General features: G+C 61.7%; 25 protein-coding genes. 16 read left to right on the forward strand and 9 right to left on the reverse strand.

Going from position 1 to position 20736, the window contains the following annotated elements:
* Positions 1-245: 245 nt before the first annotated feature.
* Positions 246-761: a YciE/YciF ferroxidase family protein gene (locus tag AB7Z56_RS23510; RefSeq protein ID WP_231145137.1), complete on the forward strand. Its 516-nt coding sequence runs from the start codon at positions 246-248 to the stop codon at positions 759-761.
* 33 nt (positions 762-794) lie between these two features.
* Here AB7Z56_RS23510 and AB7Z56_RS23515 read toward each other — a convergent pair whose 3' ends face one another.
* Genes AB7Z56_RS23515 through AB7Z56_RS23530 form a run of 4 tightly spaced genes read right to left on the reverse strand, consistent with a single transcriptional unit; the run spans position 795 to position 2779 of the window.
* Positions 795-1262: a DUF3147 family protein gene (locus AB7Z56_RS23515; RefSeq protein ID WP_063983389.1), complete on the reverse strand. Its 468-nt coding sequence runs from the start codon at positions 1260-1262 to the stop codon at positions 795-797.
* Complete coding sequence (locus tag AB7Z56_RS23520) at positions 1259-1606, reverse strand: DUF3147 family protein (RefSeq protein ID WP_063983390.1); 348 nt, start codon at positions 1604-1606, stop codon at positions 1259-1261. Before AB7Z56_RS23520 ends, AB7Z56_RS23515 begins: the two co-directional genes overlap by 4 nt.
* Positions 1603-2208, reverse strand: coding sequence for a cupin domain-containing protein (locus AB7Z56_RS23525; protein WP_231145135.1), 606 nt, complete (start codon positions 2206-2208; stop codon positions 1603-1605). The genes AB7Z56_RS23520 and AB7Z56_RS23525 overlap by 4 nt, the downstream gene beginning before the upstream one ends.
* A complete protein-coding gene (locus AB7Z56_RS23530) occupies positions 2195-2779 on the reverse strand; it encodes a phosphatase PAP2 family protein (RefSeq protein WP_441256426.1) in 585 nt (194 codons plus the stop codon). The genes AB7Z56_RS23525 and AB7Z56_RS23530 overlap by 14 nt, the downstream gene beginning before the upstream one ends.
* Positions 2780-3135: 356 nt before the next feature.
* On the opposite strand from AB7Z56_RS23530, the gene AB7Z56_RS23535 reads away from it, so the two are divergent.
* From AB7Z56_RS23535 to AB7Z56_RS23555, 5 genes are all read left to right on the forward strand, one after another.
* Positions 3136-3426 (forward strand): SemiSWEET family sugar transporter, encoded by a 291-nt coding sequence (locus AB7Z56_RS23535; RefSeq protein WP_063983394.1) that lies wholly within the window; start codon positions 3136-3138, stop codon positions 3424-3426.
* A 36-nt stretch (positions 3427-3462) separates the two neighbouring features.
* Positions 3463-4101: a cysteine hydrolase family protein gene (locus AB7Z56_RS23540; RefSeq protein WP_063983395.1), complete on the forward strand. Its 639-nt coding sequence runs from the start codon at positions 3463-3465 to the stop codon at positions 4099-4101.
* Entirely contained in the window at positions 4098-4409 is a 312-nt protein-coding gene (locus AB7Z56_RS23545) for a hypothetical protein (RefSeq protein WP_063983396.1), read from the forward strand. The genes AB7Z56_RS23540 and AB7Z56_RS23545 overlap by 4 nt, the downstream gene beginning before the upstream one ends.
* Before the next feature lie 61 nt (positions 4410-4470).
* Positions 4471-4974, forward strand: coding sequence for a YciE/YciF ferroxidase family protein (locus AB7Z56_RS23550; RefSeq protein WP_231145131.1), 504 nt, complete (start codon positions 4471-4473; stop codon positions 4972-4974).
* A gap of 63 nt (positions 4975-5037) precedes the next feature.
* A complete protein-coding gene (locus tag AB7Z56_RS23555) occupies positions 5038-5232 on the forward strand; it encodes a hypothetical protein (RefSeq protein WP_144030747.1) in 195 nt (64 codons plus the stop codon).
* Positions 5233-6203: 971 nt separating this feature from the next.
* Here the strand turns inward: AB7Z56_RS23555 and AB7Z56_RS23560 are convergent.
* Entirely contained in the window at positions 6204-6380 is a 177-nt protein-coding gene (locus AB7Z56_RS23560; RefSeq protein WP_231145129.1) for a hypothetical protein, read from the reverse strand.
* A gap of 803 nt (positions 6381-7183) precedes the next feature.
* On the opposite strand from AB7Z56_RS23560, the gene AB7Z56_RS23565 reads away from it, so the two are divergent.
* Positions 7184-7375 (forward strand): CsbD family protein, encoded by a 192-nt coding sequence (locus AB7Z56_RS23565; RefSeq protein ID WP_231145127.1) that lies wholly within the window; start codon positions 7184-7186, stop codon positions 7373-7375.
* A 1091-nt stretch (positions 7376-8466) separates the two neighbouring features.
* Here the strand turns inward: AB7Z56_RS23565 and AB7Z56_RS23570 are convergent.
* The 3 genes from AB7Z56_RS23570 to AB7Z56_RS23580 all read right to left on the reverse strand — a co-directional run bounded on the left by AB7Z56_RS23570 (position 8467) and on the right by AB7Z56_RS23580 (position 11368).
* Positions 8467-9687, reverse strand: a complete 1221-nt coding sequence (locus tag AB7Z56_RS23570) for an AAA family ATPase (RefSeq protein WP_231145125.1) — start codon at positions 9685-9687, stop codon at positions 8467-8469.
* Positions 9684-10520 carry a DUF7146 domain-containing protein gene (locus AB7Z56_RS23575; RefSeq protein WP_231145123.1) on the reverse strand — a complete coding sequence of 279 codons (837 nt, stop codon included), beginning with the start codon at positions 10518-10520 and terminating at the stop codon, positions 9684-9686. Before AB7Z56_RS23575 ends, AB7Z56_RS23570 begins: the two co-directional genes overlap by 4 nt.
* A 302-nt stretch (positions 10521-10822) precedes the next feature.
* A complete protein-coding gene (locus AB7Z56_RS23580) occupies positions 10823-11368 on the reverse strand; it encodes a phage N-6-adenine-methyltransferase (RefSeq protein WP_231145120.1) in 546 nt (181 codons plus the stop codon).
* 1355 nt (positions 11369-12723) lie between these two features.
* On the opposite strand from AB7Z56_RS23580, the gene AB7Z56_RS23585 reads away from it, so the two are divergent.
* The 9 genes from AB7Z56_RS23585 (at position 12724) to AB7Z56_RS23625 (ending at position 20392) form a co-directional block, all read left to right on the forward strand.
* Positions 12724-12954, forward strand: coding sequence for a photosystem reaction center subunit H (locus AB7Z56_RS23585; protein ID WP_081369264.1), 231 nt, complete (start codon positions 12724-12726; stop codon positions 12952-12954).
* Between the two features lie 901 nt (positions 12955-13855).
* On the forward strand, positions 13856-14515 hold the full coding sequence (locus tag AB7Z56_RS23590) for a hypothetical protein (protein ID WP_354096874.1): 660 nt from the start codon (positions 13856-13858) through the stop codon (positions 14513-14515).
* Between the two features lie 141 nt (positions 14516-14656).
* Complete coding sequence (locus AB7Z56_RS23595; protein ID WP_354096873.1) at positions 14657-15283, forward strand: PilZ domain-containing protein; 627 nt, start codon at positions 14657-14659, stop codon at positions 15281-15283.
* Between the two features lie 122 nt (positions 15284-15405).
* The gene (locus tag AB7Z56_RS23600) at positions 15406-16413 is read left to right on the forward strand and encodes an acyl-CoA desaturase (RefSeq protein WP_354096872.1); all 1008 of its coding nucleotides are present in this window, start codon (positions 15406-15408) and stop codon (positions 16411-16413) included.
* Positions 16414-16550: 137 nt separating this feature from the next.
* Entirely contained in the window at positions 16551-16808 is a 258-nt protein-coding gene (locus AB7Z56_RS23605) for a hypothetical protein (protein ID WP_063983473.1), read from the forward strand.
* Between the two features lie 93 nt (positions 16809-16901).
* Positions 16902-17057, forward strand: a complete 156-nt coding sequence (locus tag AB7Z56_RS23610; RefSeq protein ID WP_187387714.1) for a hypothetical protein — start codon at positions 16902-16904, stop codon at positions 17055-17057.
* Positions 17058-17386: 329 nt separating this feature from the next.
* Entirely contained in the window at positions 17387-18427 is a 1041-nt protein-coding gene (locus tag AB7Z56_RS23615; RefSeq protein WP_028151012.1) for a PrsW family glutamic-type intramembrane protease, read from the forward strand.
* A gap of 69 nt (positions 18428-18496) precedes the next feature.
* Positions 18497-19075: an HdeD family acid-resistance protein gene (locus AB7Z56_RS23620; RefSeq protein WP_063983474.1), complete on the forward strand. Its 579-nt coding sequence runs from the start codon at positions 18497-18499 to the stop codon at positions 19073-19075.
* Between the two features lie 231 nt (positions 19076-19306).
* Complete coding sequence (locus AB7Z56_RS23625) at positions 19307-20392, forward strand: 3-deoxy-7-phosphoheptulonate synthase (RefSeq protein WP_063986391.1); 1086 nt, start codon at positions 19307-19309, stop codon at positions 20390-20392.
* A gap of 58 nt (positions 20393-20450) precedes the next feature.
* Here the strand turns inward: AB7Z56_RS23625 and AB7Z56_RS23630 are convergent, their stop codons facing one another.
* Complete coding sequence (locus AB7Z56_RS23630; protein ID WP_063983475.1) at positions 20451-20708, reverse strand: hypothetical protein; 258 nt, start codon at positions 20706-20708, stop codon at positions 20451-20453.
* Between the last annotated feature and the right edge of the window lie 28 nt (positions 20709-20736).

Genomic DNA, 20736 nt, shown 5'->3' on the forward strand with positions numbered 1-20736 from the left:
AAAACTTAGGGCCCGCGCCCTCGTGGCGCCGGCCCCTTTTCCCGCCATCGCTCCTGCCGACGTTCGAGGAAGAGTGTCTCTTAAATATGGCGTGGCACGTCGCTCTAGTCGCCCATGGCCGCTCGATCGAGCCGCGCTACGAAGGTATTGGTTCGATCTGTCATCAGTGTCTCCGTGTCGCAAGGCGGAACCGCCGAAGACCCTTCGGCGTTCCGTTGACATCATTGCGAGAGGAGAAATCGATTATGGGCTTCTTCACCAAAGACATCAAAACCATGGATGACCTTCTGATCCACGGTCTTCAGGACATCTACTACGCCGAGCAGCAAATCTTGAAAGCGCTGCCGAAGATGATCGAAAAGGCCACCAACCGCGACCTGGTTACCGGCCTCAAGAACCATCTGGAAGAGACCAATAAGCAGGTAGAGCGGCTCGAGAAGGCCTTCGCAAAGCTCGGCAAGGAGCCCAGCGGCACGAAGTGCCCGGCCATCGACGGCATCATCAAGGAAGCCGACGAGACCGCCGGCGAAATCGAAGAGAAGGCGGTGCTGGACGCGGCCATCGTCGCCAACGCGCAGGCCGTCGAGCACTACGAGATGTGCCGCTACGGGACGTTGATCGCCTGGGCCGAAGAACTCGGCCATGACGAGATCGTGCGCTTCCTCACGACCAACCTGAACGAAGAGAAGGCGGCGAACACCAAGCTCAACACGGTCGCGCTGCGCAAGGGCGTCAACGCCAAGGCCTCCGACGCTGCCTGACGGCTGACCAACTTCAGAAGGGCCGGCTTCGCGTTAACGCGGGCCGGCCCTTTCGGCTGCGGGCGAGCTCCGACATGATCTCGCCTTGCGTCGCACGAACCAAGCCGCGACCGACACCGCCAGCCACGCCAGCGAGGCGCTCGCAAATGCGCCGGCGACGCTTCGTTCGACCAGTAGCCAGAACACTCCGGCGAACGCCAGCATCCCGAGCGCGCCGAGCGCCGCGCCGGCGGCGTCGAGCGCTGCGGCTTGTTGCCCTCGCCGCTTTCCGTCAAGTCCGGCCTCGCGCATGCGGCGGATCTCATGCTTCTCGATGAGAGTGGCGCTGGCGCAGAAGATCGCCGGTAGAGCAAGGAATAGGCCGCCGATCGAAGCCCCGTACCAACTGCTGACCAGGCCGGCGAAGACGGTCGCTGCGCCGCCCAGCGCGAAGCGGACCGCGTATTCGTGCCAGCGTCCTTCTCGCAGCGAGGACGGCGAGATTTCAATCGGCGCGCTCATGTCTGACCTCCCGCGGCCGCCCACAGGCCGAAGGCAGCTGCGAGCCACACGACGATCGACAGCAGCGTGGCCGGCAGCGCACGCATGCGCGCCCGGATCAAGAGCTGGCAGACGACCAAGCTGTAGATCCCGAGCGCGATCGCACCGGCCATCATCGAATGGGTTTGGACGGCTGCGTAGGATTCGCCGTGCTGATAGATCGCGATGCCTAGAGTGGCGAGCGCGACCGAGGGCGCGGCTCCGAACAGGCCGGCGAAGCTCTTCGGCCTGAGCACGTCTCCGAGCATCGCGAAGGCCGACACAACGGCGCCGCCTACCAGGAAGCGGACGACGTACTCGCTCATTTCGGTTTCTTCCATAGCTTTGAGAGCTGGCCTCCCGCGCCGTACACCGGATCCTTGCGCGGGACAGGCACCTTTGGAATCGTCTTCAGAGCTTTCGGACGGTCCTCGACCTGCGTGCACTCGTCGTAGGTGCCGACGCGCGGATAGGCGCCGACGACGAGGAAGTCCTCATCTGCGAACAGGCATTGGTGTCCCGTGCCCGCCGGCAGGATGGCGACATCGCCCGCCTTAAGCTTGAAGATCCGGCCTTTGCTTCCGCCGAAGCGTACACGTCCCCTACCCCGCGCGATGCCAAGCACCTCATGGATACGTGAATGGTAGTGAACGTAGTCGTAAATCCCGTCCCGCCAAGTTTCGCCCCAGCCGTTGGCCTCGAACAGGTCCTCCATGACGGCCGCCGGATCATGCCCGTCGCCGAGATCCACAGCGCCTCGGTAGATGACGAGAGGCCAGCGCGGATGGTTCGGGATGAGACCGTCGTCCTTGAAACGAGCCGTCTGAGGCTTTCTTGGCCGCGCTAGGTCAGGCGCCTCCTTCTTTCCGGGTCGGCGCAGACCGGTCGCGCGCTGCACGTATTCCTTCACGTCCTCAAGGATTGGCATTGTCATCCTCCTTCGGTGGCGACATTGGATAGCCGGTCCAGAGACGCAGTAACCGCTCCATGATGACTCCGAGCGCGAAGCCCGCGATCACGTCGCTCGCCCAGTGCGCCAGCACTTTGACCCGCGTCAGGGAAAGGCCGACCGCCAAGGTACGGATTAGTCGCCGCAGCAGAGGCGGCAATGAGCCCCCAGCGGATGCCAGGGCGCCCATGTGGAGCGCGTGGCCGGACGGAAATGCGTCCTCGCGCTTGCCGGAAAACGAGACCCCGTGCAGATGACCGAGCACCGTCGTGCGATCCGGGCGGGTCTGGTCGAAAACCGATTTCATACCGTGAGGCGCCAGGGAGGCTGCGACTGTGACCAGGAGAGCGTGGTTGCCCGCGCGCTGCAGCTGCTCCGATCTGCCCCTCGTCACGACCCAACCGGCGACGGCCAAAGCCAGGAGGATCTTTTCGTCGCCGCCCCACGTCAGGCCGCGCGAGACCCTCTCCGCGCAATGGTTGGTCTTACTCGCCACGGTCCGTGCAATGAGCACGTCAGGCTTGGTAGGTTTGACAGTGACCAGCGCCATCACCTCGATCCGTGACGGCGTCCGCGTAGTCGCGGACGCCTCGTTTGAATTGCCTTTGCCATCATAACGTCGGAGCAGGTTCCAAGTTCATCTGCCTGTCATGGAACCAATCGACCAGGCCAAGATTTGGAAAACGATGGGTACAATCGGGAAGAAGCGGAAATCGCAATGGCTCGCATCTAGTGGAGCGCTGGTGCTCGCGACCGTTTTCCTCAGTTACCCGCTGATCGGGGGAAGAATTCCGGCTCCGTCCACGCCAACTCCGGTGTGAGCACCGAGCAGGCCGCGGCCGATGTCGGCGCGAAAGTCCTTCCTACCGATCCTAAGCTCAAGATCGAGCCCAAGTAGCTACCGGCTTGTCGACCCTTGCCCCCTACGTCGGCGCACTTGCCGCCTTTCTCGCCTCCCTGTCCTACGTGCCGCAGGTCCGGAAGGCTTGGCCACGCGGATCCACGGACGACCTCTCTCTCGGCATGCTCACGGCACTCACGCTCGGCCTGACGCTCTGGATCGTCTACGGCGCCATTAAGGGAGATTGGGTCATCGTCGGCTCCAACGTGGTCGGCGCCGCCCTCGCCGGTGCCGTCCTCGGCTGCAAGCTCCGCGACCGCAAGTGCCACTCGCACAAGCGAGGAACCAAGCCCTAGCAGGTCCGTTGGGGCTGGCTTTCGAGGATGGGAGCGATGTCAAAAAAGGACGAGCTCAGGTACGGGCCCGTGGGCGCCGAGGCGATCCACCTCTGCGTCGATATGCAGCGCATGTTCGCCGAAGACACGGATTGGAAGATGCCGTGGCTGCCCCGCGTCCTGCCGAACGTCGTGGCGATAACGGCCGCGCACCCGGCGCGCACGGTCTTCACCCGCTTCATTCCGGCGAGCGCTCCCGGCCACGGCGTCGGCATGTGGCGCCGCTACTATGAGCGCTGGAGCTCGATGACCATCGACGAGATCGGTTCCGACATGATCGATCTTGTACCGAATCTCGCCCGCTTCGTTCCACCTGCCCGCACTTTTGACAAGTACGTCTACTCGCCGTGGATCGGCAGCGACCTGCACGCGCAACTGCGCGCCGCCGGCGTCGACACCGTGATCGTCACGGGCGGCGAGACCGACGTCTGCGTGTTGGCGACCGTGCTGGGCGCGGTCGATTGGGGCTTTCGAGTCGTCCTCATGACCGACGCGATCTGCAGCTCCGCCGACGAGACCCACGACTCCATGATGACCATCTACGCGAACAGGTTCGGGCAGCAGGTGGAATGCGTGACGACGGAAACGCTCCTCGCCGCCTGGCCCGGCGGCACCCGCACGGGCCTTCTGCCATGAGCGAGTCCTATCTTGTGCAGATCCTGCTACCGAAGGAGACGGGCAAGGGAGAAAAGATCCCGAAGGATTGGTTCGACGGGCTTCTGAGAGAGCTGACCGACAAGTTCGGCGGCGCAACGAGCTTCATCCGAGCGCCCGGCGAAGGTCTGTGGCGAAGCGGCGGCGGCACCGAGCACGACAATATCGCCGTCGTTGAGGTCACGACGGAGCTTCTCCTCCCGGACTACTGGCGCGGTCTTCGCGAGCGACTGGAGTCGGAGCTCGCGCAGCATAAGATCGTCATCCCCGCGCAGCAAATCCCGCTGTAGCGCGTAGGAACGGTCCCCCCGGCCGGACGTTTGGAGTGCGAACCCAACACAGGAGGACGCCATGGGCTTTTTCACCAGGGACATTAAAACGCTGAACGACCTCTTCGTGCATACGCTGCAGGATATCTATTACGCCGAGCAGCAGATCGCGAAGAACCTTCCGGACATGATCGAGAAGGCAAGCGATCCCGGCCTCAAGAACGGCTTCCAAACGCATCTCTCCGAAACCAAGGGCCAGATCACCCGGCTTGAGAAAGTCTTCGAAATGCATGGCGTCGCGGCGAAGGGCGTCGATTGCCCCGCGATCGACGGCATCCTCAAGGAAGCGAGTGAGGTCGCGGGCGACGTCGACGACAAGCAAGTGCTGGATGCGGCTCTGATTGCGGCGGCCCAAGCCGTCGAACACTATGAAATCACCCGGTACGGCACACTGATCGCATGGGCCAAGATGCTCGGCCGCGATGATTGCGCCTCCGTCCTGCAGCAGAATCTCGATGAGGAGAAGGCGACGGACGAGAAGCTCAATACGATGGCGCTGCGCAGCGTGAACCGGAAAGCCGCCTAGTCCGTTGGCAGGATTGACGTGGAGGGCCGCCCGGAAGGCGGCCCTTGTTTTGAGCAGGAAAGCATGAGCCTTGAAGTATTAAGGACACTGGCAGCCGCCATGACGATTATCGCTGCCGCCATGGTGGCGGCGAACTGGAACGCGCGCATCACCGTGTGCGGGTTCGCTCTCTTTATCGCCGCGTCTCTCGCATGGATCGCCGACGGGATAATGAACCGAAGAACTCGCTCATCATCCAGAACGCCGTTCTTCTTCTGATCAACTTACTGGCGTACAGCGCTGGCTACCGCGCGCCGACAAGGAAGCCGCCGCGTCTCGGCCTGCGGATCACGCGGCCCGGTAGAGAAGATCAGGCCTGCTTCCTGTCTGAAATGGCCCGGCGTGCGAGCGCGGCTTCTCCCGCCTCCGTCAAACCGCCGATCGATGTCTGCCGTTTCCTCGCGCAGGCGATGATGCTGTCGGCGATATGGCTATCATTGATGAGGCGGCCGTCCCATGCTTGCGACTAATCGGCATCCGCAACTGATTTACTTGTCGACGACCAAAGAAAAGCGGAGCGCGTTGCTAGCGGGTTCATGAAGGATCTATTCTTCGACTACGGAGCACTGATCTCGCCGCGCTTTCGCGCGGCATGGGTCTTCTCGTCAGGTGCGTTACTATACAATGCAATCTAAGATACCCCATATTTTGATTTGTGGATGCGCGAAATTTCGGAGGCGGCCGGTTGCTAGTGACGAAGGTCGTAAGGATCTGACCCACCCCTCCCCGAGCTTCTGCTTACGACCTCAGCGGGATATTGCGTCTGCGCATCGCCATGAATAAGGAAAAGTTGCCGTCGGTCCCTGTCTTTGCATAGGGATATCGACTGACACTGGCGAGCATGATGATGGTCGGGTCGAATCTCTGGCGGTATGGAAGGCTGCAAGAAAGCTAGCTATCCAGGCTGGAAACGTGTGGTGTGGTCTTTCACCGAGCGCGACGCCAACAACGCGTGCAGAGCACGCGGATCGTCGGCTAGCGAGCAGCTGAACGCTCTAGTGAGATTGCTGGGTACTGTCGGTTCATGCGCGTAAGAGTTAAGGAGTGAGCCACGCAATCCAATAAGTCCTCACCCTAAGAAGAACGGCATTAGGTCTTGGTCTTAGAAGGTCATCGCTTGGTACCTAATTTGACCATCTCTGCCGAATGCTTTCGGAACATTGCGATCCGCTTGCTAGCGAACTCTGCAACTAGTCCGGGAAGTTCAAGGGGCGACCTTCCAGTAGCATCGCTTGATAAGCCCGCATGTTTGCGCTGGCCGACGACAGAAAATCAATCTCTTTGCTTGAATCGTTCTCTGTCACCTGGAAGGCGATCTCAACAAAAGGCGGCGGCGGATTTTCAACGAGGGTGTCTTCTTGGGACACCTGAGGACGCTTTGCAGGAGGTTCGTTTGCGTCCGCGGCAATGGAAGCCGAAGCACTCGCTTTCGGCTTCTGACAATAGCCTGAGCAGACCGTTGGGCCTTCGCGACTGCTTTCGGGCCGCGGGTATGCTTTGACGTCGCTGGTTTACGCTTGCTCATTTGGCACTCCAAGGATGGTTGGTCGCCCCCCTCGGCGAGACGTCAACATGCTGTGCAGTGCAACGTTCCGAAAGCCACCTCGATAGAGCAAGCCCACCGCCGCAATGTGAATGTCACGTCTGACGAAGATTAGTCCCGCACAATGACTCGCCCGCTTGCCGGTATGTTTGCGTGACCGGCACTGGCAGGGGCACGACGTCCAAAACTCTCAGCCGCCGTTGAGCCGCTCTGCACCAACAGGCTGGGCTGGGTGTACGGTTTCGTCAAAGAGAGGGTATGTCAAACCTACGGGGAACCCAGCCGCCATCGAGGAATAGGAATTCGCAGCCTTCGGCTTAGGACTCGAACATGCTCAATTTGCCATGGTTGAGAGCGTCCGGCGCTGCAAGTGGCCCTTCGAACCTGCTCGCTGTGCGGCGCTAGGCTACGTCTTCGGAGACTGGCCTTCTACAGGCTTTGCAGTTCCGACCGAGTTGTGGCCTCATCGAGATCACCTGAGTCAAGACCGCCCGCACGAACAGCGACTTCTTACGACTCCGGAGTTTCTTCAGCTGAGGCACCTAGCTGAACCACACCTATAGTTCCATAGGAACGCCCACACGAGCGAGCCGTTGTCGTGCCTAATGTCACAGGGAAGGATACGGTATGGATCGCGAACACGTGAAAGGTGCGGCTGATAAAGCAAAGGGTGCCATCAAAGAAGGCGCCGGCAAGCTCACTGGTGATAAGAGCATGGAAGCCGAAGGCAAGATGGATAAAGCCAAGGGCTCCGTACACAATGCCGCAGGCGACGTAAAAGATGGCGCGCGCGATGCGGCGGATGCCCTAAAGAAGTAAGCAATTGGACATAACTAACAACTGGCCGCCTTCGAGCGGCTTTTTCTTTATCTGAGATTGGGTCACATAGTCAGAAACGCCAGTGCTGGCGTCAATGCGCCCTCCTGTGATGAGCTGGATCAGATCTGGCCGCTTGTGCGGCTCGATCGGGTTAGTGGCTAGTGGCGCCGAATGCCAAACGCACCGACTCTTTTTGATATCAAAACTCGGACTAGAATTCTGCCACTGGTTTGTTGGTGCCTTGCTCCAAGGGAAAGGACCGCTCCAGGGGGTGGTTCAGGCTCTGGCGCGGTCGCCCCCACCTACCGCCAAGTTGCACGCGTCATCCCGCAGGTTTTCGAAAGGTAACAAAGGCCAAAATTTTCCTCGAAATCTGCGGGATTTAGCGCGCGAATGTGCGGCCGGAAGTTAAGGCCCACGGTGGGAGCGATCGAGATGGCCCCTACCCCTAGCAGCCAGCCACGGTAGCAGATCGCCGAGGCCAGCCTCCAAGAGCGACTCCACCGCAACCCATTCCCATGTCCACTCGCACAAGCTTGCCAGCCTTGTGTAGACGCCGGCCTTGTGGCCATGAGCCGCCCTGGTAGGCACGCTCGCCCGTGGTTGCTTGCTCCGCCAGGATGCGGCGGTGCTGTTCGGGGCTGCGGGGTTGGTTGTCGTTTGCTGGTGTCATGAGTCCTCTACGTGATGGTGCTCTACGTTGCCGCATTCGCGGTCTATGTGCGCCGGCCTCTTCGCGCCGGTCGAAAATCGAAGCGGTTTCCGGATTGCCTATTCCCAAAGGGTTTTTGATACGCGCGGAAATCGTGCGCACAATTTTCAAATCTGCACGGCAGCTAAGTCATTGCTGACACAATGATTATGCCGATCGTGCGCGCATTCGTGTGCCCTAGAGAAGTAAGTGCACGGCGTTCGCGCACGATCTTGCCCTGTGTGTGGGTGTGATGAATCACACACCACACAGCAAACAGTGGGTTGTTGGTTCAAATCGTGCGCGTCACTCATACGTGTAAGCCCTTGTTTATAATATGATATTCGTCATATCGCGCGACCGTGCGCGCTGGTTTCGTGCGCGCACGGTTCGCGCACGCTCAGCCATCACGCTTGCGAGTGAGGCCTGCAGATAAGCGCGCTGCCGACTCGGCGCTGTGCTTGTCGGCGCGCGCCTCAACAGCGGCCTCATGCCCGCGCTTGGTGAGTTTCCAGCCCTTGCGCGCGACGTCGACAAGCTTTCTCTTATAAAGCCGGTCCTTCGCATGACGAACGCGGTCCTTGTTCGGCTCGCCGGTTGGCGTGCACCAACATAGCGTTTCCGCCATCTCGGCAAGCGAAGCGCCCTTGCCGCGTTCAATCGCAAGCAACACCTCGTCATCGTCACCGCGTGCTTTGTCGGCTCGCTTAACGCTCTCGCCCTTGGTTAGAGCTTCAGCCATAACCGTGGGAACGGGCCGCCCCTTGCTGTCGACAAGCGATGGTGCCGTGACCGTTTTCAACTCGAAATGAATCGGGTCAAAATCTGGGCCGCGGTGCTTACCTTGCCAGTGGAGTTTGACTGTCTCGCCCTTATTGAGTGTGAGATTTCCATCAACCTCTGCAATGAATGCACCACCGCCGCGCGGTAGTAGATTTGACGGATCTGCATTCTTCACGGGATGGCACGCGGCATAGACAGATGGCTTGCCCAGTAGGGTTGTTAGCTTGCGCAAGTTGCGGGCGTGGGCTCCGAGCTGAGTGTTGCTGTTTTCATCATCACCCTGGAAGTACGCGGCGCTGGTGTCGACAACGATCATGTCGGCACCTCCTATCCGGTCGACGTCGGCCTTAATGCGCTCAAACATCTCCGCGACGCTGAATGTTCCAGCAATGAAGTGCACGTCGACGCAATCGGGGTTAAAGTTCAGATGGTGCGCCATGGCAATCCACCGCATGCGGACATCATCTGGATTCTCGCCAGCAAAATAGACGACACGCCCCTTCTCAACCTCACGGTCGCCGAGTGGCTTTCCAAGCATCGTAAGTGCCGCAAGCAAGAGCAGCACAGCTGTCTTGCCCGTGCCTGTCATGGCGGTGGTGCTGTAGAGATAGCCTTTCTGCGACACCCCATCGATGTGGTAGTCAGGCGGCTGAAACCCCCGAATGAACTCCGCGCTAGATTGGATTCCGGGATATTGGTCCTGCTGTTTTGCGGAGGCCGCCTTGCCAGCCGACTTTTCTGGGGACGGAGTATTATCATTCGCGGGCTTCAACGGCTTAGGCGGCACTTCGGCTTCGTTGAACTTGCTGCCAGGCTGCGATTTCCAATTGATGATCATGCCGCACCCCGCATGTCAGCGAAGTCGCTGCCAATCTCTGGTGGCGCAACAATCTCCACCTCCTTGCCGGCCTCATGCCAGCGTCGGCCGCATCCGTTCGCGGCAGACATGCCGGCGTGATCGCGGTCCGCAAAGATGGTCAACGCCTCAATAGCCGCCAGCAACGGGAAGCGCTCCATAGTGCCCGCTGAGAGACACGCCCAGATAGGCGTAAAATCGGCTGCTAGGCAGGTCTCGATGCCCTCACCTATCGCCAATCCGTAATGGACGTCCTGGTCGGCCGAAAGTCGCACCACAGCGCCCAGCGCGCGACCGCGCATCTTGCGCTCGATCTTCCCGACATCTCGATCCAGATATGTGCAGTGAACGCCGCAAGGCTCGTTGGTGACAATATCTGTCATCAACGCGACCATCGTCCGATCATTTTCCCGGAAGCGGAGCGCGTCACCTTGATAAGAGAGGCCGCGGCTGGCGAGATAGGTTTCTGCTAGCGTCCCGGTGAGCGGGACAGCGCGTTCCCACCGCTGTAAGGCGGTGCGAATGCGCGCCGGCTCGTCGTCCTCACGCTCGCGCAACTCGACGACCGGCGCGTCATCATTCACCGGCTCACGGCGCCAGTCGTTCGGAATGCCAAGGCGGTCGCGAATGAAGTCCTTGCAGGCCTGCCAGTTGTCGCCCGCGAAGCTGGTGACCGTGAACGTGCCATCAGATTTGAACTTGACTTTCAGGGAGCGGTCGCGACGGCTGTGGCCGGGCCCGGGACAGAGTACATACCTGTTACCCACCGCGTCGCCGCCGAGAGCGTGAGCAATGCTTTTAAGCGACTGAGACATGTTCGGTCTGAAGCTCCAAAAGAGACTTGAGGGCGAGTTCGGCAAGCGCCTTGCTGAAGGACGAAAGCCAGCAGTGCGTTCTTGGAAGGCATTAGGCGCGAGGACATGCGCGGGCTCGTCACCACGCTGTCGAAGGGCGAGGTTGAAGAGTTTGAGGTGGTCGTTTAGCTCCAAGTCGAAACGCGCAATTGTGCTGCCTCCCGGAGGTGCCGGGCGGATTGATAGGATTTTCAAGGTAGTATTCCCCTAAATCGGGGGTTGCGCCAGTTGGCGCTGTGCACTCGGCAGAAAGGCCGATCGTGCTAGGCGGCTGCCGGCGTGTAACTATTCCACTCCGCCACCCGCCCTGTTGTGGTCGCCCATGTCGGAGGCAGGTGACCTACATTTCCGAGAGGTCCGAACTTCTCGACAAATCGCTCTGGCCTTTTGCCCAAGTAGAAGAACACCTGTCCATTCGGCGGCGTTGCGCTTTTTCGCTCGATAGATTCGAAGCTGATACGTCCCTGCTTAAAAACAGCGAGGCCCGTCTCATCCATCAGCATCTGCGCCCATGCGGTGTCCAGACTGTTCGGCACCAAGATAATCGCCTCATCTACATTTCCGCTGCGATAGTCGGAAATGAGCTTCTTAGTGAACGGCGCAGTCGCGCCACGCCCCTGCGGCGGGTTGAGCCAGATGCGTCCAAACCATCGCTCCCTCAAACCGTCTCGCTCTGGCGTGAAGTAACGCCGCGCTTGGACGTTGCGCTGAGCCGCGTCACTCGATGCCGGGTCGAGATCGATATCGCCCATCACCGATTTAGCGAGGTGAATGAATGGCCGCGGCGTTATCCACTCGATGACGCTCATGCCGCCACCTCGTCTGCCTTGGTATTGTCGTTCGCCCCTCGCCCTTCGAGTCGACGCCGAGCCCGTGCCATCACGTCATCACTGGACCGCAGGGCGGCTAGCTCCCGCTCCAGGCGCTCTACGTAGGGCGCGAAGCACGGTCGATTGTGCCGAACCATGACCTCGGAAATGAGGTCAATAGCGTCATCGAGGCGCTCTGCTGTTACGGCAGGCGCATTCATGGTGGTCATGGATGTGGGAATTTTCGGTTAGCGTTGCCGCTGAGCGGCTGCATTACCTCGGCTAGGAGCCGATGATGGACAAGGCGTCCACCAGGCAGTCACGGGTGCGCCCACGAATCGCACAACGTCGCCATAATCCATATATAGCACAACGCAACCTCAGCCGCAACACGAAAAGTCAAATCAAGTTTTGTTACAAGATGCATATAATATGGTTGCTCTTGCCACCGCCCTGTCCGTCCCGTCAGTTTCGGCAGCCGAGTCGGCCACCGCTAGCCCGAACGTAGATACATTGCGTAGACACACCACGAAACGAATAAATGTCAACATATTGAAATATAGATATAAATTTCATTATTCCCCGTGGTTACATTCCGCTAGGGAGCGCCAACAAAATCAATCACTTACTGCCCTGCCCTACCGCCTTGTCCAACACATGGCCAATATACGCGTGTGGACTCGTACACAGCGCCGGGTCGCGGAGCTGCGCGAGATGGAGCGCCTTTGCTCGGATTGGGCGGACGATAACGATCTCGTTCTCGCGCGCGACGGACTGAAAGCGCTGGCGGCCGACTACCGCGCCGCTGCGGACGCGATGGTTCCCTCTGGTGCTGTTTGGGACCTTTAGGGCGCGGTGAGCGTTAAGGCGTTAGCACCGGGGCAGGATCGCGAACCCCGGAGTTCGGATCATGAGCACGATCCCTGCGGACCTCGAAAGAAAGTTCGAACAACGGTGGGCCGCCAGATTGGCGCGGCCCATTCCGCCGGCTCCATTTGCGCGCCCAGCCTGTCCGAGGTGCAAGGCCCAGATGATGCTCGTCAGCATCGAGCCAAAAAGCCTAAGCGTGGACTTGCACATGTTTCGCTGCGCTGTCTGCAATCACGCACTTACGACATTCGCAACGCATGAAGATCCGATGCATTCCAATGGCCGCTGGCTTCAAGGCGATTTGCGCCCACTGAAGTAACCCGCGCTGCAAGTCGTGACCGAAGGCGAGATGCCGCGGCTGCCGGAAGGTTTCAGGGTCGAGCTCGACAAGGACGGTTGGCGGCACTGACTCGCACGAAGCGGCGATGGCCTCAATGCATCTGCTGCTCTGACTGATCTTCACTAATCCGCCAGCCGCGTAGGGCATGACCATGTCCGATGACTGGACCAAACGAGCGACGAACATCCTTCGAGAACTTCATGCTGCCGAGACGGAGCTAATCGGCAGGGGTGTTATCCTGACCGACGGTAAGGCGGGGACGGTTGATCACGTCTTCCTTGACGAGGTGCACGGGCTCCGGATCTCGATCGGTGGCCACGACGGCAAGTGGCCGATTTCGACTCTGAAGCTTCTAGACTCCGGTTTCGCCAGATAGCTTGTCCGCCCGGTCACCGTCCGCGGTGATCACTCGGTGACCGGGCGCCCAGCGCGGACTTCGAAGGCCTGCTCGCCGGTGCCTGGCCGAGTAAGCCAGTCACGGTTTACCTGGAGTGGCAGCCATGATGCAGAACGTTGTAGCCGGATGCGTCGTAGTGGCTTTGATTATCCTGGCCTTGATTGGCTTCGCCCAAACGCACCATGAATGTTGGCACGGGCACGTGCTCCTAAGCCATGAGCCCTGCGGATCCGTCAGCCCTTCAATATAGGAACAACCATTTTCCGTTGATCTAGGCGCGGGACCAAAGCCCCGCCGCTCGTGAAGTTCTGCCAGCACAGGTAAGCTTGCGGACGACTCAGCGCGAAAGCCCCCCTACCGCCCGGTAACCGCCTTCTGGCGCGCAGCGTTCAGGCCTGCCTTTGTCTGTGCAGTTGCGGCACTCGCGGGCTCTCGATTTGGGGGCGGCTCATTGAGGTCTCGGGCCCACGGCGCGCCAGATCGAGCAACTGACTTCGGAGCGGCATGTTCTGAGCTGGAGCAGGCAGAGACGAGAGAGACGACAACAAGGGACATCCCCGTCCGGCCCAACGTTTGAGTGATCCTGTTCATCAGGCAATCAACTTCCGGCGCGGCCTTACTGTTGGCGCCTGCGATCCGCTCTAGCATCGATATAGATGACCACCGCGAATGTGGCGCCTAGAGCCAAAACGCTGACACAGCCGGTAATCAACGCCACCGCCATCATAGCTGGATCAGTATTTCTACGGCGTCAGGGGTGGGCAATTCACGAATGATTAGCGCATGCAACAAGGCTGGGGCGCGGCGAAATCCGCCGCCCCCGCATGAACCTCCCCGCCCCTGACCGACGACCAATGTCCCGTTGGAACCGGTACAGGCTATGGTGCTGCATAAATCCCCCTCGGACCGCCAGACCGGCGCCGCCTCGCCGGCACCGCCGTCCTGGATGCACCGTACCGCGCCCTACGCGCCGGAGCGGCGCGCCAGAATGCTGGAGCACATGGCGCGCGCCCGATCGCTTCCGCAGTCCCAGGCTGCGACGGTGGCGACGCCGACGCGCATCCGCGGCATGGACATTCTCGGCGATGCCTTCGGCTACACGGTCCTGTTCGGTGTCATCGCCCTGCTGTTCCAGTCGCGCATTCCGCTCTATCTCGGCGCCTATCTCTTCCTCACCGATGGCGAGCGCATCGAGCACGCGCTCAGAGTGGTCGGCATCCGGTTCGAGCCGGATACGGTCGGTCCCGACATCATCAAGGGCTTCGCATCCCTGTTCGGATGGTTCGCGCTGCTCGCATCCTTGCAAGGCTCCGTCCCGGCCTGGCTTGCGGCATGGATGCCGCCGGCCGCATCCTGGTCCGCCATTGCCGGCATCGCCGTCGTGTTCGCGACCGTCGAAGCGTCTGCGGGGTTGGCGATGCGGCACGCATTGCCGTGGTTCGGATTCCAGATCAGGCCGGACAGCCTGACCGCGACGACGATCAGGCTCCTCATGGCCCTTGGCCTGCTCGCCTTGCTGGTGCTGCTCGGATCTCTCTGAGCGGCACGCAATGACGATGTCGTGAGACGGCCGGGCCGTTTACCGGAAATTTACCCCTGCTATTTGATCGGCGTATCGTTTGCTTAGACGTTGCGCCCTACCGTGAATCTACGGAAACAATCCGAAACACGATTGGCGTTCATGTCCGTCTCAGAGTTCCTCCGGCAGCGTGCAGTGGAAGTCAGCGTGAGCGGCAGCTACTCGCTGCCGCGCTGGTACGATTGTGAGGGCCAGCTGCGCACCTTCGCCTGCCGCACCAAGCGTGTCTCCCCGTTCCGCATGATCGTCGACGTGCCTGTTGTCGGCAAGGTCGGCGAGCGCGTGACCTCCTATTTCCAGGACTTTGGCGAATTCCAGTGCACCATCAGCGCGACGCTGAAGGCGGGCTTCCTGATGGAACTCGACATGACGCGGGAGCGGCGCGCCTGGATGTCGGAAAAGCTGACCTGGCTGGAGAGGAAGCAGAAGGACGCCAGCATTCTGGAACTGCGCAATGACGCGCGGTTCGTTCCCCAGGTCTCGCACAGCTTTCTGACGCTCGCCGACGGCAGCACCCATGCCTGCTTCATCATCGACGTCTCCACGGCCGGCGTCGCGATATCCTGCGAATACGACCCGGCGATCGGAACCCCGCTTGCGGTCGGCGCCTGCGTCGGGCGCGTCATTCGCAAATTCGACAACGGCTTTGCGGTCAAGTTCGCCGAGAAGCAGCAGCGGGACGACCTCGTCCGCCTGGTCGTCCGCACGCCCATGCTGCAATCGGCCTGAATCGGCCCGATCGATTTTAACTCAACTTTAACTAAATACTGGAGGTGCCGATCCCCGCGCGCTAGGGTGTGACCCAGCACGTCCGCAATCACTGCGGGCCTCGACTTATTGGAAGTCCTGGAATGTCCATCGCTGAGTTCGCCCCGGCAGAGACCGCCCAAAACGCGCCCGCCGCCGCAAAGCCGCAACTCCCGCCCGGCGTCATCACTGAAGGCCCACTCGTCCAGGCCAAATTGCGCGAAAGCTATCTCCTCCTCGGTATTCTCTATGTCGGCGCTGTCGCGGGCATCATCTGGGCCATCACGCAGGGCGTCGGCAAGGTGGAGCTGTTTACCTTCGCCTGGATGTTCGCGCTGACGACGTTCGGCATCGGTGCCGGCATGCACCGCCTGTTCGTCCATCGCAGCTTCCGCACCGGCCCGATCATGCGCGTCTTCTTCTGCGCCATCGCCCAGATGGCGGTGCAGGGCTCGATCGCGAAATGGGTTGCCAACCACCGCCGCCATCACCTCTATGCCGATGACGTCGGCGATCCCCACAGCCCGCAATTCGACGGCTTCGGCAATCGCTATGTCAGCGCGCTCAAGGGTTTCCTGCACGCCCAGGGCAGCTGGGTGTTCGACCAGGCGACCACCGACAACGAATACTATGCCAAGGACATCCTCGCCGATCCGATCGCGATGTTCTTCGTGCGCACGCGCTGGGTCTGGTACGGGATGTCCGGCGTCTTCATTCCCGGCGTGATCGGCTACACCTTCGGCGGCGTGCACACCATGATCGGCTGCGTGCTGTTCTCCGGCCTGCTCCGCTGCTACCTGCTGATCCTCACCAGCCAGCTCACCGGCTCGGTCTGCCACGCCTACGGCTATCGCCGCTTCGAGGTCGAGGACGCCTCGACCAACGAGTTCGTGACAACGATCCTCACCTTCGGCGAGGGTCTGCACAACAACCATCACCGCTTCCCGCGGGACGCCTATATCTCGCACGCCTGGTGGGAGATCGATCTCAACGGCCTGATCATTTTGGGCATGGAGAAGATCGGCCTCGTCCACGACGTCTTCCACGCCTCGCACCGTCAGCTCGAGCTGGCGTCCGAAGCGGAGGCGCGGGCAGCCACGACGGCGCGCTAAGGCGGCAGGCGGCGGCCGTTCTTCCGGCCGCCTTGCCTCCGCTCCGCTGCCCTATCGCGGCCCCATTGCGGGATCAGCTTTTGAGGGTCTGTGCCTCGTGCCGGACCTCATTTGCAGACTTGCGATCGGGGGACCGAATGGCAGTCAACAAGATTAGGATTGATAAGATCACTTGGGACAGGGTTGGCCGGGTCACCGAGCCCGGACGCTACATGTACACCTTTGGCTGGCTGACGATTACGGCCGGCGATCTCGATATCTGGAAGCAATATCCGCAAGCCGCCTTCACGCTGCTCGCGCACCACGCCGAGCCGGACGAGGCCGTCGGCGAGGAATTCCATCTCGGCGCCTTCGACATCGCGCCGGACACCCCACCGCCGTTCACCACGCATTGAAGGGCGGGAACGCCGGCCCAAATCGCCTTGCGGGCTGCGCGCGGCGCAGGCGGCTGCGGGAACGCATGGCATGCACGTTGCTTAATCAACGTCATGATGCACATCCCCGCCGTCGACCAGGCCTTCCTGCTGCTGCTCATCGTCTTCTGCCTTGGCACGTGCCTCGTGCGCGCCTTCTGGGAGTTGGAGCAGGTGCGGGCACGCCGGGTCGCTGCGCCGCCCCGCGGGCGCACAACGAAGCGTGACTAGGCCGGTTAGCCCGGCCGCGCGTTGTCCAGGCGGAAGCCCCGCCGCCTCTGGACTCGCCGCTCAGTCACGTGCATCGAGAATCGAAGAAACCTGCGCAGTGCCTTGATCTGACTTGCCAATCGCGATCCGGTGGCGGGCGCGGACCGCTCCCATCGATGACGAATTGGTTCTGTCATGCGCTTGATTGCGCTCGTATTCTACACGTTCGGTGCCGATCCCGATGAACGCCGGCTGTCGCGCCTGTTAAGTGACGCGACAGCAAATGCATGACACATGGTCGCATCGGTAGACGTAGATAAGCAGATCAAGGGAACCTATTTTCGGCGCCGATGTACCTGATTGAAGCTTTGCCCACCGTCATCGGAACTGCCGCCATCGCCCCGGCGCTGCTGATGCTGTGGCTCGTCATTGCCGCCGAGGAGCGCCCGGGACCGCCGGCCCAGGTCTGGACTGCGTTCCTGCTCGGGGCGGCCAGCATTTCGCTGCTGGGCCTTGCCCGCGCGCCCTTCGCCAAGATGGTTGCGGCCCCCGACAACCCCTGGGCGGCGCTCGCCATGCATTCGGTCTTCGGGGTCGCGCTGCCCGAGGAAGCGGTCAAGGTGATCGCCATCGTGCTGGTCTCCTCGACCAAGCGGCGGACCTTCGCCAATCCGATGGACACCGTGGTCTATGGCGCCGCGGTCGGCCTCGGCTTCGCCGCCTACGAGAACCTCGCCTACCTCGTCCAGCACGCCGAGATGTGGCGCTCGCTGGCCGCGCTGCGCAGCGTGCTGACCGTGCCGTTCCACGGCGCGCTCGGCATCATCGCCGGCGCCTACCTGACGATCGCGCGGGCCGGCACGGCGCTGGGCGCCAACCGCCACCATCGCGACTGGGCCCGCCTGTCCAGCCGCCTGCTGATCTTCGCAGGTCCGCTCGCGCTGCATTCGGCCTTCGACTTCCCGCTGCTGACCTTGCAGCGGATGCCCGATCTCGATCCGACGCTGCGGATGTGGCTGGGCGGAGCGAGCCTGCTGATCGGCTTCAGCTCGATCGCCTTCGCCATCCGCCTGGTGCGGCGGGTCGCGCGCCATCACGCGCCGCGGACCGATATCGCGCGGGAGCGGCTTAGCCAGCTGCGCCGGATGTGGGCGCTGCTGCTCGCCGGCGGCGGCGTCGGCTTTCTCGGCCTCGCCTTCGTGCTGACCTCGATCCATCACTGGCTGATCAATCCCGAGCGCAATCTGACATTGGCCCTGATCCCGATCGGCTTCGTCTCGATCCTGCTCGGCCTCGCGCTCCTGATCGTCACGATCGCGATCTACATTCTCGGCCGCAACCGCGTTCGCACCAGCGGCGAAGGTTTTTCGTCAGCGCACGGCGGCGGTTGAGCCCCGGGATGGCAAGCGCGGTGTGTGCATACTAGATTGAGCAGACATCTTTCGATCTGGAGCCTGCCGATGACATCGCCTGAGGATTTTTCCCGGCTGCAATCCGCCATGAGCGAAACGGTCAAGGCGCATTGGAAGGCTTTCCTGTTCGAAGGCATCCTGCTTGCCGTTCTCGGCGTCGCCGCGCTGATCCTGCCGCCGCTCGCGAGCCTTGCGATCACGATCTTTCTCGGCTGGATGTTCCTGATCAGCGGCATCGGCGGACTGATCGTGACCTATTGGGCGCGCAGCTCGCCGGGATTCTGGTGGTCGCTGATCTCGGCCGCGCTGGCCGTGCTCGCCGGCATGCTCCTGCTGGCCCGGCCGATGCAGGCCGTGCTGACGCTGACTATCGTGCTCGGCGCCTACTTCCTCGCCGAGGGCGTCGCCACCATCATGTATGCGCTGGAGCACCGCCGCGAGCTGAGCAGCCGCTGGTCCTGGCTCCTGATCTCCGGCCTCGTCGACATCGCCATCGCGTTCATGGTGATCACGGGGCTGCCGAGCTCGGCGGAATGGGCGATCGGCATCCTCGTCGGTATCAATTTGCTGTTCGGCGGCGCCACCCTGATCGGCATGGCGCTGGCGGCTCGCAAGAGCAACAGTTGAGGCGCCTCGTGGCCGCTCGCGCCGATTGGGGGGTGACAACCCGCCAATCGCACGCTATATGAGCGGCCATGATCACCCTCGTCACCAGCTATTTTTGGTACTTTAGCTACGACAGCTCGCTGGCGGCAGGAGGATCGCGCTCAATCTGAATATTGAAGCAAACGTCCGAACAAGCCGCCAGACCTGGCGGCTTTTTTATTGCCGGCAGGTTCAAACAAACAGGAGCCCGCCGTGCTGAGCACGACCGACGATCTTCGTATCCGCGAACTGAAAGAGCTGAGCACGCCGGAAGAGGTGATGCGGGAAGTCCCGCGCACGCTCACCGCAACGCGTGTGGTGATGGCGGCGCGCAACGCCATCCATGCCATCCTCAACGGCCAGGACGACCGCCTGCTGGTCGTGGTCGGCCCCTGCTCGGTGCACGATCCCAAGGCCGCGCTCGAATATGCCGAGCGCCTCGCGAGCTTGCGCGAAGAGCTGGCCGACCAGCTCGAGATCGTGATGCGGGTCTATTTCGAGAAGCCGCGCACCACCGTCGGCTGGAAGGGCCTGATCAACGATCCTGACCTGGACGGCAGTTTCGACATCAACAAGGGCCTGCGGCTGGCGCGCAACGTGCTGTCCGCGGTAAACAATCTCGGCCTGCCCGCCGGCGCAGAATTTCTGGACATGACGACGCCGCAATACATTGCGGACCTCGTGTCCTGGGCCGCGATCGGCGCGCGCACGACCGAGAGCCAGATCCATCGCGAGCTGGCCTCGGGGTTGTCCTGCCCGGTCGGGTTCAAGAACGGCACCGACGGCAATGTGCGCATCGCTGCGGACGCGGTAAAGTCGGCCTCGCATCCGCATCATTTCATGGCGGTGACCAAGCTCGGCCGTTCGGCGATCGCTTCGACCGCGGGCAACGAGGATTGCCACATCATCCTGCGCGGCGGCAGCAAGCCGAATTACGATGCGGCAAGCGTCGCGGCGGCCTGCAACGATCTGGCCAAATCCGGCGTCGCGCCGCTGGTGATGGTGGATGCAAGCCACGCCAATTCGAGCAAGAAGCCGGAAAACCAGCCGCTGGTCATGGCCGACATCGCCGGCCAGATCTCGGGCGGCGAGAACCGTATCATGGGCGTGATGATCGAGAGCAATCTCGTCGCCGGCCGCCAGGACGTGGTGCCGGGCAAGCCGCTGACCTACGGCCAGAGCATCACGGACGGATGCATCGACTGGGCGACCACGGCAACCGCGCTCGAGCAACTCGCTGACGCGGTCGAGATCCGGCGCAACACGAAGCGCGCGGGGCTGCACGAACGCTCGGCGTAAGGCCAAAACCAACGCGGGCGGGGCGAGCTGTCGCGCCCTGCCCGCCGATAGCCACAAGCTAACAGCCGCGGCAGATGCTCTTGATCTTCTTGTCGAGCGCCGCGTCTTCCTTGTTCACGGGATTATTCGGATCGCTCAGATTTTTCTCGTTCGGTACGTCACCGGCGCGCGGCTGGCGATGCCCGATCGGCGCTTGCGGCACCGACCCGGACGTCGCGCCGCCGGATGTCGCCCCCTTGGAGCCGCTGGGCTGTGCAACCGCCGCGCCGCCAAGCAAGACCACGAGCGACGCTGCCACCACCATGATCTTCTTCATGTCCGTTCCTCCATTCTCAAACCCACGT

The sequence above is a fragment of the Bradyrhizobium sp. 482_C4_N1_8 genome (assembly GCF_052075965.1).
Classification (GTDB): Bacteria; Pseudomonadota; Alphaproteobacteria; order Rhizobiales; family Xanthobacteraceae; genus Bradyrhizobium; species Bradyrhizobium barranii.

Coding starts and splice junctions, on each gene's coding strand:
- AB7Z56_RS23510 (WP_231145137.1), top strand. CDS start 246: ATGGGCTTCTTCACCAAAGACATCAAAACCATGGATGACCTTCTGATC.
- AB7Z56_RS23515 (WP_063983389.1), bottom strand. CDS start 1,262: ATGAGCGCGCCGATTGAAATCTCGCCGTCCTCGCTGCGAGAAGGACGC.
- AB7Z56_RS23520 (WP_063983390.1), bottom strand. CDS start 1,606: ATGAGCGAGTACGTCGTCCGCTTCCTGGTAGGCGGCGCCGTTGTGTCG.
- AB7Z56_RS23525 (WP_231145135.1), bottom strand. CDS start 2,208: ATGCCAATCCTTGAGGACGTGAAGGAATACGTGCAGCGCGCGACCGGT.
- AB7Z56_RS23530 (WP_441256426.1), bottom strand. CDS start 2,779: ATGGCGCTGGTCACTGTCAAACCTACCAAGCCTGACGTGCTCATTGCA.
- AB7Z56_RS23540 (WP_063983395.1), top strand. CDS start 3,463: ATGTCAAAAAAGGACGAGCTCAGGTACGGGCCCGTGGGCGCCGAGGCG.
- AB7Z56_RS23545 (WP_063983396.1), top strand. CDS start 4,098: ATGAGCGAGTCCTATCTTGTGCAGATCCTGCTACCGAAGGAGACGGGC.
- AB7Z56_RS23550 (WP_231145131.1), top strand. CDS start 4,471: ATGGGCTTTTTCACCAGGGACATTAAAACGCTGAACGACCTCTTCGTG.
- AB7Z56_RS23555 (WP_144030747.1), top strand. CDS start 5,038: ATGAGCCTTGAAGTATTAAGGACACTGGCAGCCGCCATGACGATTATC.
- AB7Z56_RS23565 (WP_231145127.1), top strand. CDS start 7,184: ATGGATCGCGAACACGTGAAAGGTGCGGCTGATAAAGCAAAGGGTGCC.
- AB7Z56_RS23570 (WP_231145125.1), bottom strand. CDS start 9,687: ATGATCATCAATTGGAAATCGCAGCCTGGCAGCAAGTTCAACGAAGCC.
- AB7Z56_RS23575 (WP_231145123.1), bottom strand. CDS start 10,520: ATGTCTCAGTCGCTTAAAAGCATTGCTCACGCTCTCGGCGGCGACGCG.
- AB7Z56_RS23580 (WP_231145120.1), bottom strand. CDS start 11,368: ATGAGCGTCATCGAGTGGATAACGCCGCGGCCATTCATTCACCTCGCT.
- AB7Z56_RS23585 (WP_081369264.1), top strand. CDS start 12,724: ATGACCATGTCCGATGACTGGACCAAACGAGCGACGAACATCCTTCGA.
- AB7Z56_RS23590 (WP_354096874.1), top strand. CDS start 13,856: ATGGTGCTGCATAAATCCCCCTCGGACCGCCAGACCGGCGCCGCCTCG.
- AB7Z56_RS23595 (WP_354096873.1), top strand. CDS start 14,657: ATGTCCGTCTCAGAGTTCCTCCGGCAGCGTGCAGTGGAAGTCAGCGTG.
- AB7Z56_RS23600 (WP_354096872.1), top strand. CDS start 15,406: ATGTCCATCGCTGAGTTCGCCCCGGCAGAGACCGCCCAAAACGCGCCC.
- AB7Z56_RS23605 (WP_063983473.1), top strand. CDS start 16,551: ATGGCAGTCAACAAGATTAGGATTGATAAGATCACTTGGGACAGGGTT.
- AB7Z56_RS23610 (WP_187387714.1), top strand. CDS start 16,902: ATGATGCACATCCCCGCCGTCGACCAGGCCTTCCTGCTGCTGCTCATC.
- AB7Z56_RS23615 (WP_028151012.1), top strand. CDS start 17,387: ATGTACCTGATTGAAGCTTTGCCCACCGTCATCGGAACTGCCGCCATC.
- AB7Z56_RS23620 (WP_063983474.1), top strand. CDS start 18,497: ATGACATCGCCTGAGGATTTTTCCCGGCTGCAATCCGCCATGAGCGAA.
- AB7Z56_RS23630 (WP_063983475.1), bottom strand. CDS start 20,708: ATGAAGAAGATCATGGTGGTGGCAGCGTCGCTCGTGGTCTTGCTTGGC.